Origin of the sequence: Ruminobacter sp. RM87, assembly GCF_000701925.1 — a bacterium.
GTDB lineage: Bacteria > Pseudomonadota > Gammaproteobacteria > Enterobacterales > Succinivibrionaceae > Ruminobacter > Ruminobacter amylophilus.
Genome location: NZ_JNKD01000039.1, coordinates 1 through 15,657, shown reverse-complemented (window position 1 = coordinate 15,657; position 15,657 = coordinate 1). Strand labels below are relative to the sequence as shown.

The 15,657-nt window shown below is 45.1% G+C and carries 14 protein-coding genes and 5 tRNA genes; 7 read left to right on the top strand and 12 right to left on the bottom strand.

The window, feature by feature from the left end; genetic code table 11:
- Nucleotides 1-7: 7 nt before the first annotated feature.
- The 10 genes from lnt to T489_RS0108165 all read right to left on the bottom strand — a co-directional run bounded on the left by lnt (nucleotide 8) and on the right by T489_RS0108165 (nucleotide 6,793).
- Nucleotides 8-1,579 (bottom strand): apolipoprotein N-acyltransferase, encoded by a 1,572-nt coding sequence (gene lnt, locus T489_RS0108210; RefSeq protein ID WP_051621910.1) that lies wholly within the window; start codon nucleotides 1,577-1,579, stop codon nucleotides 8-10.
- A 172-nt stretch (nucleotides 1,580-1,751) separates the two neighbouring features.
- A complete protein-coding gene (locus tag T489_RS0108205) occupies nucleotides 1,752-2,624 on the bottom strand; it encodes an HlyC/CorC family transporter (protein ID WP_031579566.1) in 873 nt (290 codons plus the stop codon).
- A 237-nt stretch (nucleotides 2,625-2,861) separates the two neighbouring features.
- Entirely contained in the window at nucleotides 2,862-3,530 is a 669-nt protein-coding gene (gene ybeY, locus T489_RS0108200) for an rRNA maturation RNase YbeY (RefSeq protein WP_051621909.1), read from the bottom strand.
- A gap of 18 nt (nucleotides 3,531-3,548) precedes the next feature.
- On the bottom strand, nucleotides 3,549-4,682 hold the full coding sequence (locus tag T489_RS0108195; RefSeq protein ID WP_037319319.1) for a PhoH family protein: 1,134 nt from the start codon (nucleotides 4,680-4,682) through the stop codon (nucleotides 3,549-3,551).
- An 11-nt stretch (nucleotides 4,683-4,693) separates the two neighbouring features.
- A complete protein-coding gene (miaB, locus tag T489_RS0108190) occupies nucleotides 4,694-6,022 on the bottom strand; it encodes a tRNA (N6-isopentenyl adenosine(37)-C2)-methylthiotransferase MiaB (protein WP_031579563.1) in 1,329 nt (442 codons plus the stop codon).
- A gap of 341 nt (nucleotides 6,023-6,363) precedes the next feature.
- Nucleotides 6,364-6,438, bottom strand: a tRNA-Gln gene (locus T489_RS0108185).
- 10 nt (nucleotides 6,439-6,448) lie between these two features.
- Nucleotides 6,449-6,525 (bottom strand) — tRNA-Met (locus T489_RS0108180).
- A 4-nt stretch (nucleotides 6,526-6,529) separates the two neighbouring features.
- Nucleotides 6,530-6,604: transfer RNA gene (locus T489_RS0108175), tRNA-Gln, on the bottom strand.
- Nucleotides 6,605-6,630: 26 nt separating this feature from the next.
- A tRNA-Gln gene (locus tag T489_RS0108170) sits at nucleotides 6,631-6,705 on the bottom strand.
- 11 nt (nucleotides 6,706-6,716) lie between these two features.
- A tRNA-Met gene (locus tag T489_RS0108165) sits at nucleotides 6,717-6,793 on the bottom strand.
- A 989-nt stretch (nucleotides 6,794-7,782) separates the two neighbouring features.
- On the opposite strand from T489_RS0108165, the gene pcnB reads away from it, so the two are divergent.
- From pcnB to panC, 4 genes are all read left to right on the top strand, one after another.
- Nucleotides 7,783-9,375, top strand: a complete 1,593-nt coding sequence (gene pcnB / locus T489_RS0108155; RefSeq protein ID WP_051621908.1) for a polynucleotide adenylyltransferase PcnB — start codon at nucleotides 7,783-7,785, stop codon at nucleotides 9,373-9,375.
- A gap of 228 nt (nucleotides 9,376-9,603) precedes the next feature.
- Nucleotides 9,604-10,185 carry a 2-amino-4-hydroxy-6-hydroxymethyldihydropteridine diphosphokinase gene (gene folK / locus T489_RS0108150; protein ID WP_084155473.1) on the top strand — a complete coding sequence of 194 codons (582 nt, stop codon included), beginning with the start codon at nucleotides 9,604-9,606 and terminating at the stop codon, nucleotides 10,183-10,185.
- Between the two features lie 177 nt (nucleotides 10,186-10,362).
- A complete protein-coding gene (panB, locus tag T489_RS0108145) occupies nucleotides 10,363-11,151 on the top strand; it encodes a 3-methyl-2-oxobutanoate hydroxymethyltransferase (RefSeq protein ID WP_031579560.1) in 789 nt (262 codons plus the stop codon).
- Between the two features lie 70 nt (nucleotides 11,152-11,221).
- Nucleotides 11,222-12,082 (top strand): pantoate--beta-alanine ligase, encoded by an 861-nt coding sequence (gene panC / locus T489_RS0108140; protein ID WP_031579559.1) that lies wholly within the window; start codon nucleotides 11,222-11,224, stop codon nucleotides 12,080-12,082.
- Nucleotides 12,083-12,191: 109 nt separating this feature from the next.
- Here the strand turns inward: panC and T489_RS0108135 are convergent, their stop codons facing one another.
- Entirely contained in the window at nucleotides 12,192-12,560 is a 369-nt protein-coding gene (locus T489_RS0108135; RefSeq protein WP_031579558.1) for a YegP family protein, read from the bottom strand.
- A gap of 540 nt (nucleotides 12,561-13,100) precedes the next feature.
- On the opposite strand from T489_RS0108135, the gene panD reads away from it, so the two are divergent.
- The 3 genes from panD to ychF all read left to right on the top strand — a co-directional run bounded on the left by panD (nucleotide 13,101) and on the right by ychF (nucleotide 15,255).
- Nucleotides 13,101-13,481: an aspartate 1-decarboxylase gene (panD, locus tag T489_RS0108125; RefSeq protein ID WP_031579556.1), complete on the top strand. Its 381-nt coding sequence runs from the start codon at nucleotides 13,101-13,103 to the stop codon at nucleotides 13,479-13,481.
- A gap of 70 nt (nucleotides 13,482-13,551) precedes the next feature.
- Nucleotides 13,552-14,139 carry an aminoacyl-tRNA hydrolase gene (pth, locus tag T489_RS0108120; protein WP_031579555.1) on the top strand — a complete coding sequence of 196 codons (588 nt, stop codon included), beginning with the start codon at nucleotides 13,552-13,554 and terminating at the stop codon, nucleotides 14,137-14,139.
- An 18-nt stretch (nucleotides 14,140-14,157) separates the two neighbouring features.
- Nucleotides 14,158-15,255 (top strand): redox-regulated ATPase YchF, encoded by a 1,098-nt coding sequence (gene ychF, locus T489_RS0108115; protein WP_031579554.1) that lies wholly within the window; start codon nucleotides 14,158-14,160, stop codon nucleotides 15,253-15,255.
- A 165-nt stretch (nucleotides 15,256-15,420) separates the two neighbouring features.
- On the opposite strand, the gene T489_RS13655 is transcribed toward ychF, so the two are convergent.
- Nucleotides 15,421-15,657, bottom strand: a 237-nt coding sequence (locus T489_RS13655; RefSeq protein ID WP_037319315.1) for a hypothetical protein, incomplete at its 5' end; no start/stop codon positions are given.

The window sequence follows — 15,657 nt, the reverse complement described above, 5'->3', positions numbered from 1 at the left end:
GGAATGCCTAGATCTGCTGAGAAGGTCTGTTTGATATCATGTTTCTGTATCTCAGTCTGGCAATAACGGTGTGCAGCAGTGTCAGTCCGATGTAGAAATATACGAATGACGAACCGAAGCGTGAGAACGGAGTTTCACCGTATGTAGGTCTGAATTCAGCTCTCAGGGTTGCAGTGATATTTGCAGGGATGGTTTTTACGATGTTTCCCTGATGATCAATAACCGCAGTGATACCGTTGTTTGTGGCTCTGAGAACCGGTTTGCCGAATTCCTTTGCTCTGAGTCTTGCTATGTACAGGTGCTGCATCGGCGCGTCGGTATAATTGAACCATCCGTCATTACTTACGGTAACGATGAGATTTGACTTCTCATTCACCTGATCCCTGAGCTCGTTGTTATATACCATTTCATAACAGATGGCGGATGCCACGTTGAGATCCTGCACCATGATGTTTTCCTGAACGTCGCTGCCCCTGGTAAAAGAGCTCATCGGCATGTTGAAAATAGGTCCCATCTGTCTCAGGAGCCATTCAAAAGGCACGAATTCGCCGATAGGAACCAGATGGCGTTTATAGTATCTGTTGCCTTCACCGAAGGTATACTGACGTTCCTTCTTTTTATCAATGACTCCGATACCGAGCATGCTGTTGAAAAACTGCTGTTTGGCCACATCGTAGTACTGAATGCCGGTAATCAGCCCGATATTATTGTATTTGGCTTCATAATCAAGCATGCTCAGTACCTTGAGCTTTTCCATGTTGTTTTCCAGATCCGGAATGGCTGATTCCGGCCATACCATGATTTCGGTATCGAGATTGGAACGCATTTCCTGAATGTAGATTTCCAGTTCCTCCCATACGGAATCCTGACTCCAGTGAACAGAAGTGCTGACGTTTCCCTGTATCAGAGCAGCCTTTACGGGATTGCCCACTCTGGTATATTCAAAGTTCTGCATGCTGAGCCCGAATATAATGAGAACGGTAGGGATGACTGCATGACCTATATATCTGCGTCTGCATGCATAAACGAACCCCATGATTACGTTAAGCATAATCAGAGACATGCCCTGAACCCCGATTAGAGGAGCGTAGGCACTGAAGAAGGAATCAATCTGGGTGTAACCGAGAAGATCCCATCCGAAGCCTGTGAACAGCACGCTGTTGATTATTTCAGCAAGGACAATAAGGGAAGGGAAAAGAACCAGATTGCGGACGGTCGGCATGCCGGCGCAGAGTCTGTGGGCCGCATAACCTGCAAGAGTAGGAAACAGGGAGAGGTAGAGACTGAAGAGTATGAGAACTCCAATAGCCAGCGCGTATGACATTTCTCCATAGCCGGTCATGACTGAGGTGAGCCATGATACCGCGCACATGTGCATGACAAAGAAGAATATCAGGGTAGTCAGTGCCGAACGGCGGGGGGTGGTGTTGCCTGCGTAGACAAATCCGAAACTGAAAATTCCCGCAAGACTTAAATACCACATGTCTGCAGGTGCAAAACCCAGAGTGGTGACAAAGCCGGCCAGGGCACTGATAATGCATCCGGTGAGTAACTTGTATTTGCTGTTTATGTGAAACATATTGAAAACGCTAAAAATCTGTATATATCTTTATCATTACTGTATTCCGGTATTATATAGACAGGGGGCGTTTAGTACAAGACGGAAAAAGTCTGCCGGCTGATTCCGTTCTGATAAAAAACAGGATATCACCGCAGTCCGGTGATATCCTGTCATGTAAAGTGGAGGTGCGTCAGATTTCCTCTTCAGGATGAATGGTGAGCTGCAGCAGACTTGTCGAATGTCTTACGGTTGACAGAATCTTGAATTCGAAATTGTCAATGTGCACGGTTTCACCCTTGACCGGGAGATGACCGATGGCATGCATCACCATGCCTCCTATGGTGTCATATTCGTCATCAGTGTAGGAGGTATTGAATTTTCTGTTGAAGTTTTCAATGGAAGTCAGACTGGCGATATGATAGGTGTTGTCGTTCACCTGTACGATTTCATCCTGTTCATCATCGTCGTTGTCGTATTCGTCCTCGATTTCACCGACGATGAGTTCAAGTATGTCCTCGATGGTTACAAGTCCTGATACTCCGCCGTATTCATCAACAACAATGGCCATGTGGTAGCGGCACTGCTGAAATTCCTTGAGCAGGCGGTCAACATGCTTGCTTTCCGGAACCACCACGGCAGGACGGATGATGTCGGTCAGCTTGGCATTCTTATCCTGATTGACAACGAATTTCAGAAGATCCTTTGCCAGAAGAATGCCTTCAATATGATCCTTGTCCTCGTGAATGACCGGATATCTTGAATGTCCTGATTTGATGATTTCGGAAGCCGCGCGGTCAATTGAATATTCTGCGCTGATGGTTACCATCTGGGATCTCGGAATCATGATGTCCCTTACACGGAGTTCTGATATTTCAAACACGCCCTTGAGCATGTCTTCGGTATCTTCGTCAATGATTTCTCTTTCGCCGGCATCGGTAATGATTTCTGCCAGATCTTCCTTGTCTGCAGGATCACCCTTGATGATGTGTCCTATACGGTTTATCCAGTTTTCCGGTCTGTGATGATTGTTTTTCGAATGCGGATAGCTATCGTCGCTACTCATATAAATATATTTCGGTTGAACCGCTCCATGTAGTATGAAATATAAAGCTTCCGCCATTATATAACAGCATGGGGGCAGCGTTTAATATTTTTTTCAAAAGTTTTGATTTAAATATTATCTTTTATATCCGTAATTCCCGATATTCTGCGGAAAAGACGGGTCTGAGAATACTTTATGCGGAAAATACGGCCGATTCAGTCAAGTCGCACCGGCCGATTTTTTCAGAAAAGGAACAGGTTAGTATTCATCTTCCTGATAAGGATCTGCAAAACCCAGGGAAAGCATGATTTCAGTTTCATGACCTTCCATTTCTTCAGCTTCCTCATCATCTATGTGGTCGAAGCCGAGAAGGTGCAGACATCCGTGTACCACCATATGGGCCCAGTGGGCTTCAAGAGGCTTGTTCTGTTCTCTGGCTTCTCTTTCCACCACGTCTCGGCAGATAACCAGGTCACCGATGTAAAGGCTGTCGAAAGGATTCTGTTCATCCTCGTCTTCCTCTTCGGCGTTTTTCAGTTCTTCAGGATCCACGTCAGTGGTGAATTCCTCTTCCGCGGATTCGTCAGCTTCGGTTTCATCTTCCTGAAGACTCTCGTCAAAGTCTCCGTCTTCCTCATCCTCATCATCGAAGAAGAATACGTCATCATCTTCGGTTGCAGGAAATGACAGTACGTTGGTAGGGCGATCCTTGCCGCGGTATTCAAGATTCAGCTGATGGCTTTCATCAGGTTCAACGATGCGGATGGTGATTTCCGCCTCTGGTCTGAATCCGGTAATGGCTGCAGTCGCATACTTAAGCAGACTGTCAATTGATGGAAGATTGCTGCGATCCTCCACCGCATACTGAAGATCTATGGAAATGGGACCTTCGATATATTCTTCGTCTTTATTGGTTTCAGTACTCATAATAACTCCGCTTATGCGTTATCTGTCATTGTCTGCGGTCTGTGAGGCCGTTTCATTTACGGCTTCGGCAGACTGTCCGGCCGGATTCTTTGCGGCCTTTTCGCTTCTGTCAGTCTTTTCCGATTTCTGCATCATGTCGAACTTTTCGTAGGCTCTGACTATTTTAGCCACGATAGGGTGTCTTACAACATCATTTGAGGTGAAAAAGTTGAAGCTGATTTCATCAACTTCGCTTAAAACCTCAATGGCGTGCTTGAGACCGGACTTGACGTTGCGGGGCAGGTCGATCTGGGTGATGTCCCCGGTGATTACCGCTCTGGAATTGAAACCGATACGGGTCAGGAACATCTTCATCTGTTCGATGGTGGTGTTCTGGCTTTCATCAAGAATGATAAAGGAGTCATTGAGTGTACGTCCGCGCATGTATGCGAGAGGGGCAACTTCAATGATCTGATGCTCCATCAGCTTTTCCACCTTTTCAAAACCGAGCATTTCGAAAAGGGCGTCATATAAAGGTCTTAAATACGGATCAACCTTCTGATTCAGATCACCAGGAAGGAAGCCGAGTTTTTCGCCAGCCTCAACGGCAGGTCTGGTAAGAAGAATACGTCTTACTTCCTGTTTTTCAAGAGCATCAACGGCGGCTGCAACGGCAAGGTAGGTTTTACCGGTACCGGCAGGTCCGATGCCGAAGCTGATGTCATGAGACAGAATATTGGAGATGTATTCAGTCTGGTTGCCTGAACGGGGCTTTACGATACCGCGCTTGGTCTTGATGGTAACAGCCTTCTGGTAGAGTTCGTTTAGCTCTTCTGAGATTGCAGACTGGTTTTCTTCCGAGTCATCATCAAGAACCCTGGCTTCGGAAATGGCAAGATGCACTTCGTCGGGAGTAAGATCATGAACCTTACTGCCTCTTACCGGGGCTGTTTCAATGTACAGCTCATTAATTAGTCTGGTTGCGGCTTTGGCGCGCGGTTCGGTGCCGGTAATGCTGAAATTCTCATTTCTGTAACTTATCTGCACACCGAGACGGCGTTCAATATGCTTTAAATTATCGTCAAGCGGTCCGCACAGACTTGCCAGACGATCTCTGCTGACCGGTTCAAGAATGGTCTTCAGAGTAATCATGTTGTTAGATGGTGTTTTCATTTTTCTGATTATTACTGTTCTTCAATTAACTCACCGCGCAGGGTGTGGGTGAGAACATCCGTTATCTTTACGTAAACAAAACTGCCGATAAGTTCAGGACTGCCCTTGAAGTTCACCGTACGGTTGTTGTCGGTTCTGCCGCTTAATTCCTCGGCATCGCGCACTGACAGACCGTCTACCAGCACTTTCTGTACTGAACCGAGCATTTCGCGGCTGTACTGCTGGGCCTGGTTGTTGATGGCTGCCTGAAGACGGTACAGTCTTTCCTTTTTGGTCATCAGCGGAGTCTTGTCTTCCATTTTGGCGGCAGGAGTGTTAGGTCTTGGAGAATAGATGAAGCTGAAGCTCTGATCGAATTTTACGGTTTCAATCAGCTCCATTGTCTGTTCGAAATCTTCATCGGTTTCTCCCGGAAAACCTACGATAAAATCGGTGCTGATGTAGATATCGGGTCTTACCTGTCTGAGACGGGTAACCACGTCAATGTATCTGTTTCTGTCATACTTGCGGTTCATGGCCTTGAGTATTCTGTCAGAACCGTTCTGAACCGGAAGATGGATGGCATTGGCAATCTGAGGCAGATCGGCAAAGGCCTGAATTATCTCATCGGTGAAATCATGAGGATTGGAGGTGGTGAATCTGATTCGTTCCACACCTTCAATTCCGGCAACGTGGTACAGAAGCTCTGCAAAGGTTACGGTGTTTCCGTCTTCATCTTTGCCGTTGTATGAGTTTACGTTCTGTCCGATGAGATTAATTTCCTTTACGCCCTGAGCTGTAAGGGTTCTGATTTCATCCAGTATCTCCCTGAGATTTCTGCTGAATTCAGCACCTCTGGTGTATGGAACCACGCAGTAGCTGCAGAAGTTTGAACATCCTTCCATGATGGTAACGAAGGCAGTGGCATGACCGCGGGATTTTGGACTGGGCAGAAAATCAAACTTTTCCACTTCAGGGAAAGAAACATCCACCAGTCTTTCTCCGGTGCTTACAACTTTTTCCACCATGTTTGGAACACGGTGAATGGTCTGCGGTCCGAATACGACGCTTACCATCGGAGCACGCTTCAGAACGGCTTCGCCCTCCTGGGAGGCCACACAGCCACCGACACAGATGACGGCGCCTTCCTTATACTGTTTCTTGTGCTGCCAGCTGAACAGCTGGTTAAACACCTTGTCCTGAGCCTTTTCACGAATGGCGCAGGTAACCAGAATCACCACGTCAGCTTCGGTGATGTCCTCGGTCTGTTCGTAGCCGGTGTTAATCATTAGGTCTATAAGGCGTGATGAATCGTATTCATTCATCTGACAGCCCCAGGTCTGGATAAAAAATTTATTCATGTCAGTTATGGATGGTCCGGAAATCAAGGTATTACTACTAAATTGGTATGGTTAGTCGGGAATATTCGCCGGCTAACATTTTTGAGGGGGTATTTTACCATACTTTATTGTCAAAGCGTTGATATTAATGGCGGGTGTTTAAGACCTTCTCTGCTCACCGTGATTCCGTATCGGGAAGATTAAACGGCAGGATAATGATGATTCACGATTATCGGTTGTCAGAGAACGGTAGAGATTTAAAACAGTAGTGAGAGGCAGTGTAATGCCGATAAAACTGATGGAATAAACAGTAAAACCGATTAAGATGAGTCCGTGTCTGTATAAAAGGAATTTTAAGTGAATGGCTGGGGTACAAGGATTCGAACCTTGGGATGGCGGAATCAGAATCCGCTGCCTTACCACTTGGCGATACCCCAACTTAAGAGATGGTAGCTACGACTAGAATCGAACTAGTGACCCCCGCATTATGAGTGCGATGCTCTAACCAACTGAGCTACGTAGCCATTATGGCTGGGGTACAAGGATTCGAACCTTGGGATGGCGGAATCAGAATCCGCTGCCTTACCACTTGGCGATACCCCAACTTAATGCATTTTTTAGTTTTGTGGTGGCAGGGGTAGCTGGATTCGAACCAGCGCATACAGGGATCAAAACCCTGGGTCTTACCGCTTGACGATACCCCTATCACTGATTGTGGTGGCTATGACTAGATTCGAACTGGTGACCCCCGCATTATGAGTGCGATGCTCTAACCAACTGAGCTACATAGCCATTTAATCCTTCGCTGTGCCTGTCAGCACCTAACTAAAAAGTGGGTGCATTATGCAAGTTTATTCTCAGTTCGTCAATACTTTTTTGTTAAATTTTTACAAAATAGGTTAGTTTGGTTGTTTTTTGTCTGATTTTAGGTATCTTTTTTTAATATTGATTATTTTGTGTTCCGTGAAGTTGATACTGACATATTTCTGACTGGATAAATTATGAGCTGAACCTTAATGGCGTACGTCGGAATTCCGAGTCAGCCTGATTAACAAAATTATTTTTTTTATCATGAACAGTCCCGAAAATGCCGACGGTGTCGGATGTTTTGTCAAAAGTATCCGGCAGTGACATGACTGTGACCTGCATGTATAAGGTATGAATAAGGTTACTTTTTGAATAATTGTGATAGAATGAGCGTGTTTTTTGCGAACGGGTATTGTCCGTTCGGACGGAATTTTAGTCAGATGGTGACTGATTGGCTTCAGCCGCAGTAAAACATTCAGCAGGCAGGATAAAAGAAAGTTAACTTTTATACTTTCACGAGAATATAAAAGTTAATGTTCTGACATTATCAAGTTTGCTTATGCGAATCCTACGGCTGTTGTTAAATCCGGCCTTAACAGACTCTTTTTTCCCGTAGTGATGAAAGCTCTGTACCGTTGTGCATGTGTATATGCCTAAAACGTGAGCAGACTTTCATGTTTCGGAAGATGTTCCGGGGCGGTGACGGGAATAACGGCTTTTTCAGAATGGTATCGTCCTCGCGGTTTCGGTGGATGGAATCATCTGTCCTTTGTCAGCTTTTTTATGAGTCTGATATAAATCTGAACAGCAGGTGCCGTGAAAGCCTCGTTTTTTATCTGTGAACAGCCACGTCTGTTATTCACAGACCGCGGTAACCGGCGGTTCAGCTGTCTGTCTCTATTCTTCGTGATTACGTAATCGCGTCACTTAAATTCCGTCTTTTTGTTTTTTTGAATTATTTGCAGGGGTTTATTTTGAGTAAAATCAAAGTCAGTCAGTCTTTAGTTGCTGATGCCTATGATGTTGTTGCCGAATCAAAAAAGAGAAAGGATGTGGCTTTAAGGGACGGTTCATGTCTGTATCAGATTCAGGCTCATTTTATTGACAACAATGCCATTCTTCCTGAAGCCATCAGCGTGGTTTCCCAGTTGAACAGGGCCGGCTTCAAGGCTTATATAGTAGGCGGCGGAGTAAGAGATCTCATTATCGGTGAGGAACCGAAGGATTTTGACGTTACCACCAACGCCACACCGAATCAGATCTGCAAGGTTGTGAAAAACTGTCAGAGAAGAATCATCGGCAGACGTTTCAAGATTGTTCACTGCGTGTTCGGTCAGAGAGATTCCCAGGTCATCATTGAAGTGGCCACCTTCAGATCCAACGAGGAAAATGATTCCGGCAGGGTAAGCGCCGGAGATACCGGTATGCTCACCAGGGACAACAGCTACGGTGACAGCATTGAAGAAGATTCAAAGCGCAGGGATTACAGTATAAACGCCCTGTACTATTCTCCGAAGAGCCACGTGATTTACGATTTCCACGGCGGATACTACGATATTCTCAAGGGAAACATAGATATGATAGGGGATCCGCAGGTTCGCATTCATGAGGATCCCGCGAGAATCATCAGAGCCTACCGTTTTGCCGCCAAGCTCGGATTCAGAATTACCGATCGCACCATGAAGGGATTTGAGGGAAATTTCTCTCTTATCAGAAATATTAACAGCAGCAGACTGTTTGAAGAAGTGAACAAGTTTTTCCTGTCCGGCTATGGTTACAGGAGTTTTAAGATTCTGATGGAAAGCGGAATCATGAAGCTGTTCCTTACCGAACACGGCGTGGTGTTCAACAGTGATTATTTCAACGGTTTCATCGGTGAATCACTCAAGCGTTCCGACATGCGTCACAGACAGGGTAAACCGAACATGCCGGCATTCCTTTATGCAGTGCTTCTCTGGCCTCTGGTAAACAGCATGCTGAACAAGCTGCGTACCGCACCTGGTTTCGTGCATTCATCCGAACGTTCTCTGATCGATCTGATTGGAGCAAAGGTTATCGCATCACAGATGTCCATTACAAATTTCCCTAACATGGTTCAGGAAATCATTATGGAAATATGGAGACTTCAGGCTGACCTTGACAGTGGTCTTGACGGGGCCGACAATGCGGATCATGTTCTGGCCAACAAGTTCTTCAGAGCCGCCGTGGATTTCATGCGTCTGCGTGCATTCATGGATGACTCTCTGCAGGAGGCCTGTGACAGCTGGCAGGAGGATTATGAGGTTCAGAGCGCACTGGCCGTTCTGCGTCGCAGGAGCAGGGGAAAATCCGGATCCGGCGGCAGGAATGCTGAAGCCGACATTGATCGGGCCATAGAGGAAATGGAAATCAAAAACAGCAGACGAGCCAAGGAAATGGCCAAAGCCGTTGAAAGGGAAAAGGCTCTTAAAAAGGAACAGAAGAAATCCCGCAGAAAATCCAAAGGTGAGAAGGCCAGAACAAGAAGCTCAAAGAAAAAAGCTGAAAAATCAAAAGGAAGAAAACCGTCTGCAATAGACTGGATGTAGAATCCTGAATGTTTAACGAGCAGGTTCTTTCCTGTTCCAATTGTTGAATAATTTGACTGAGGTTGAGAAAATACAAATCAGTTTTGTTATATGGAACAAGTTGTAGAGTATACTGAAACGCAAGCGTTCATGACTTCACTCAGGTCATGAACCTTATTAAAAATTTCACTTCGGCCTCATGAGATGCCGGCAGGTGATAACAACAAAAAAACGGGGTATAACGTATACATGAGTGAAGCAGTAAAAGTTTATGTCGGAATGGGATCAAATCTCGGTAATTCCAAGCAGCATATGGTTGATGCTCTGAAAGAGCTGAATGAACTTCCTGATACCAGGGTGACTGCCTGCAGTTCTCTGTACAGTACCAGACCTGTAGGTCCTCAGGATCAGAATTATTTCATAAATGCCGTTGTTGAGCTGGAAACAACCAGAGAGGCGCATGAGCTGCTGCACATGCTGTTTGATATTGAAAACAGGCATCACAGACTCAGACTGCGCCACTGGGGCGAGAGAACCATGGATCTGGATATTCTCTATTACGGAGATCGGAGCTTTAATGATGACGAGCTGAAGGTTCCTCATCCTGAAATTCTGAACAGGGCTTTCGTGGTTATTCCTCTGCTGGAAATTGATCCTGAGTTTACTCATTCCGAAAACAGAAAGCTTAAGGATACCGTACCTGAACTGCCGGAAATTGACATGAAGGCCATCAGACGCCTGTCTCATATGGAAAACAAGAGATACGGCCGGAATCTTCATCCTGAACAGAGAGCCCTGAAGGCCTGGTTCAAATATAGGATGGGACTATAACCCGTTATAATCTTTGGCGATTAAAAAGTTTTCTGCGTAATTCTGTGATTTTTTGTGCGGTCAGCTGTGCTATAATTTAGCGTCGTTAACCGGCACGTGGCGGTTATTGTTCAATATTTTCAGAATCGTATATGTTCTGCAGTTGTTTCTAAATGAAAAACTGATACGGAGGCTTTTATGAGTATTACGGTTTCAACTTTAAAGAAGCTCAAGGATGAACACAAGAAATTCGCAACCATCACTGCATATGATGCAACTTTTGCTCGTATATTTGATGAGGCCGGTATCAGTGCGATTCTTATCGGTGATTCACTGGGAATGACCATTCAGGGACGTGACAGTACAGTGGCCGTTACCATTGATGACATGGCCTATCACACCGCCTGCGTAAGACGCGGTGTTACAAATGCCCTTATACTTGCGGACATGCCTTTCATGACCTGCTGTGATACCGCCTCAATGTGCGCCAATGCCGCAAAACTTATGCGTGCCGGTGCCAATGTGGTGAAGATTGAAGGCGGCGCTTTCCTTAAGGACGGCATCCGCACACTGGTTAATAACGGCGTTCCCGTATGCGGTCACCTCGGTCTTACCCCGCAGTCAGTGAATGTCTTCGGCGGATACAAGGTTCAGGGAAGAGGTGATGCGGCGCAGCGTCTGATTGATGACTGTTTTGCCGTGGCTGATGCAGGTGCTTCAATGATTGTACTTGAATGCGTGCCAAAGGATCTTGCAGCCAGAATCACTTCAGAACTCAGCATTCCTGTAATCGGCATCGGTGCCGGTAACCAGACGGACGGTCAGGTTCTGGTAATGCATGACGCTCTTGGATTTACCGTGGGACACACTCCTAAGTTCGCCTTTAACTTCCTTAAGGAAACCGGTAATGTAACCGATGCGGTAAAACTTTATATTTCAATGGTTGAATCAGGTCAGTATCCTGCAGACGAACAGAGTTTTAAATAAGACGGGACATCAGGTCAAAAGCCCCGTAAATTTTTGTTGAACGGAAAATACAAAAAAAAAGAAGTGCTTTATGAAAGTTGCTAACAGTATTACAGAAATAAGAGATATAGTTGTAGGCTTTAAGAAGGAACTTAAGACCATTGCTCTGGTTCCTACCATGGGTAATCTTCACTGCGGGCATCTCGCTCTTGTTGAAGAAGCCAAAAAAGTTGCTGACAGGGTAGTGGTAAGCGTATTCGTTAACCCTATGCAGTTCGACAGGGCAGAGGATCTGAAAAGCTATCCGCGTACCCTTGAAAACGACCTTGCTCTTCTGGAAAAGGCGGGGGTTGACGCCGTATTCACTCCAACTCCCGAAATCATGTATCCTCAGGGACTTAACTTCCAGTCATATATTGAAGTACCTGATTTATGCAACAGTCTCGAAGGTGCTTTAAGACCAGGTCATTTCAGAGGTGTTGCCACAGTTGTGAGCAAGCTCTTCAATATTGTTCAGCCTGATTTCGCATGTTTCGGTCTTAAGGACTATCAGCAGGTTGCCTTAATCAAGGAAATGGTAAGGGATCTCAATTTCCAACTGAAGATTGTGGAAGTACCTATCGTTCGTTACGAAGACGGTCTTGCCTATTCATCACGCAACAATCTTCTCAATCAGGCAGAAAGATCCATTGCCCCGCTTCTTAACAAGTCTCTTAAGGCTCTGGCTGAAAAGCTGGTTACCGCCAAAACACTCGATGAAGTTAACAGGCTGGTTGACGAAACCTGCAACCTTCTGGACAACAAGGGATTCAGAACCGATGACATTACAGTTGTTGACGCTCTGACTCTTAATCCGGAAATCGCCGGTTCAAAGAAGGTGGTTATTCTTGCTTCCGCATATCTCGGCAAGGTTCGTCTGATTGACAATCTGGTTGTAGACAGACAGATCTAACGGTTGGATATCGTAACTGAAAAAGCCGGTACCTGTTTTTCAGGTTCCGGCTTTTCTGTTCATAATAAATGATAATCAGTATTGTGAGTTTTGAGATTACTCAGCTTTATTATTCTTTAACGACGTCGGCATCAGGTGCGTTCTTCTGAACACTGGCAATGCCGTTTTCCGCACTCTTAAGGGCTTTGTAGCCTTCACTTACCCCGATGATTTCACCGTTGGTTGCCTTCAGTCTGAAACGGAATTCACCGGCTTTGTCGGCATAGATTTCAAATTTAGGATGCTTCTGAACGGTATAACCTTCAACGGTCTGATTTTCAACGGCGGCCGCAGGAGCGTTCTTCTTTACGCTTTCAATGCCCTTTTTGCAGGCTGCTTCTCCTGAATAAACTTCAGATGTAAGAATAACTTCACCGTTGGTGGCTTTCAAATCAAATTTGACACCTGTTTGGGTTTCCCTGATAACAAACTTGCCCATATTAGTCCTCTTAACATTGAATTAAAAAGTCTGATCTTTCACTGCTGGTTTTATGCATGTAAACCGGTCTGAAAATAGTTAATAATACAGACATGGTTATTTTGGCTTATATCTCAGTTTATTTTCAAGAATTGGTAATAAAAACTTTTAAGTTTATCATGAGAATTAGAAAATTTTTATATCGGAGTCCCGCTGAAGTTCTTAAAGAGCATGAACCTCCGGCCGGTTCTGACTGTCATATCCGTGAACAGGGGAAAAATGATTTTTTAATTTGTCAAAAAATCAATTTTTAGCTGTTTATAAGTGTCGATTAATATATAATGTGCACAATTTTGGAAAATTCCGTTTTGTTTTCAGGGGACAGATAACCTTAAAACGCTCAGGTTAAGGCGGAAAAACAGGTGTTTTCCATGAATGTGTTTTTTTTATAATCGATAAATATTGAAGTGTGATGTTTTTATTAAATGATTTGATGCTGTATCAGCAGGGAGTCTATTTAGTAAAAATATCATTTTTCCATGCATAAGGTAAGGTAACAAAATGCAAAGGATTTTACTCAGAGGTAAGCTTCATCAGGCCAGGGTTACTCACTCCGTATTAAACTACGAAGGTTCCTGCGGCATTGATTTGGATCTTTTAGATGCTGCCGGTATTGCAGAGCATGAACAGATTGATATCTATGTTGTAGAAAACGGCGCCAGATTTCATACCTATGCAATCGCTGCCGAAAGAGGCTCAAAGGTGATTTCCTTAAACGGCGCTGCAGCCAGAATGGCAGCCGTCGGTGATAAGGTTATTATCTGTGCCTACGGTATTTTTGATGAGAGTGAAGTTAAGGATCACAAGCCAAGTCTCGTATACCTTAACGAAAAGAATGATATCGTTCGTACCAGTAAGGACATTCCGGTACAGTTAGGCTGATAATTCGGCTTTTTCATTTGTTTACAGGCATGATCATTAACTGACTATGCCTGTTTTTTCAGAGGATTCCATGACTATTAGATTGATTGCCGGACTTGGTAATCCGGGCAATGAATATGCGCACAGCAGACACAACATGGGTGTTGACGTGCTGAATATGATTGCCGATAAATACGGTATAAGCATCAGACCTGACAGCAAGTATAACGGTGAAATCGGCCGCGGAATGATTGAAGGTCAGGAAGTAAGACTGGTTTTCCCGACTACCTACATGAATAAAAGCGGGGACTGTATCGGTCCTCTGGCCAATTTCTTCAAAATCAAGCCTGAAGAGATTCTGGTTATTCATGATGAGCTGGATATTCCTCCGGGAGTGGCAAAGTTCAAACTGGGCGGCGGTCCTGGAGGTCACAACGGTCTCAAGAGCATTATCGCCTGTCTGGGAAACTGTCAGAATTTTCACAGATTACGCATTGGTATAGGCAAGCCCGCCACCAGAGCGGAAATGATTAATTTTGTACTGGGCAAACCGCCGAAGGCAGAGGCTGAGCTGATAGAACAGGCTCAGAAGGCTGCTCTGGATTCAATCGGCGTACTGTTTACCCAGAATATTGCCAAAGCCACCAATCAGCTGAATGGCTTCAAGGCAGTTCGTTAATTTTAGGAGTATATATAAATGGGGTTTAATTGTGGTATTGTAGGTTTACCTAACGTTGGTAAATCAACACTGTTTAATGCATTAACGAAGGCTGGTATTGAAGCTGCAAATTTTCCGTTCTGTACAATTGAACCAAATACCGGTGTGGTTCCTGTACCGGATCCGAGACTCAATGCACTGGCAAAAATCGACAAGCCTTTAAAGATTGTTCCGACAGCAATGGAATTCGTTGATATCGCTGGTCTGGTAAAGGGTGCGTCAAACGGTGAAGGTTTAGGTAACAAGTTCCTTATGAACATCAAGGAAACCGACGCCATTGCTCATGTTGTCCGCTGCTTTGAAGATCCGAACATCATTCACGTAAGCGGTAAGATTAATCCTTCAGAAGATATTGAAGTCATCAATACCGAACTTGCCCTTGCTGACCTTGATACCTGTGAAAAGGCAATTCATCGTCTTGAGAAGAAGGCAAAGGGCGGTGACAAGGATGCCCAGGCTTCCTTAAAGGTTCTCGAAAAATGTCTTCCTGTACTCAATGACTGCAAGAAGCTGCTGACCCTTGACCTTACCGATGAGGAAAAGGCCTTAATCCGTGAATGCAACTTCCTTACCCTGAAGCCTACAATGTATATTGCAAACGTAGCTGAAGACGGCTTTACCAACAACAAGTACCTGGACGAAGTTCAGGCTATCGCAGACAAGGAAGGCGCTGTTGTCGTTCCTGTATGTGCGGCTGTTGAATCAGATCTCGCTTCAATGGAAGACGATGAACGTCAGGAATTCCTTGAAAGCCTCGGCCTTGAAGAACCGGGTCTTAACCGTGTAATCAGAGCAGGCTACAAGCTTCTCAAGCTTCATACCTACTTCACCGCTGGTGAAAAGGAAGTACGTGCATGGACAATTCCTGTAGGTGCTACCGCTCCTAAGGCGGCAGGTAAGATTCACACCGACTTTGAAAAGGGCTTTATCAGAGCCAATACCATCAGCTATGACGACTATATCACCTACAACGGTGAAGCCGGTGCCAAGGAAGCAGGCAAGATGAGAGCTGAAGGTAAGGACTATGTTGTTCAGGACGGTGACGTAATTACCTTCCTCTTCAACGTTAAAAAGTAATTACCGACGCATGCAGGTGCCTGTCATGACAGGCACGCCCCCGGAGTTTCGGCATGAAATTCCGGGGCTTTTTTTGGTGTAATCCCATTCTTTGCACTTTTTTGTGTAACTATGGGCAAATCAACAAATCCTCAGCACTCCAATGCTGAGGATTTTTCTCAGTGGTTAATCCTCCGCTTCAGTTGCAGCATCTTCCTCGTACTCTATATTCATCTCAGGCTCCGGAAATGGAATTTCCAATCCTTCAAACAGCTCCTTCTTCTTTCCTACTATTTCAGAGAAATATCCTCCGTCTGGGAATATCGTCTGAGTTATATTTGACAGTGAAGACAGCATTTTGGGTACTGAGTCAAACGGCAGTTGAATGCCTTTTGCTTCTGCTGAATGGATGCGATGTCTTAG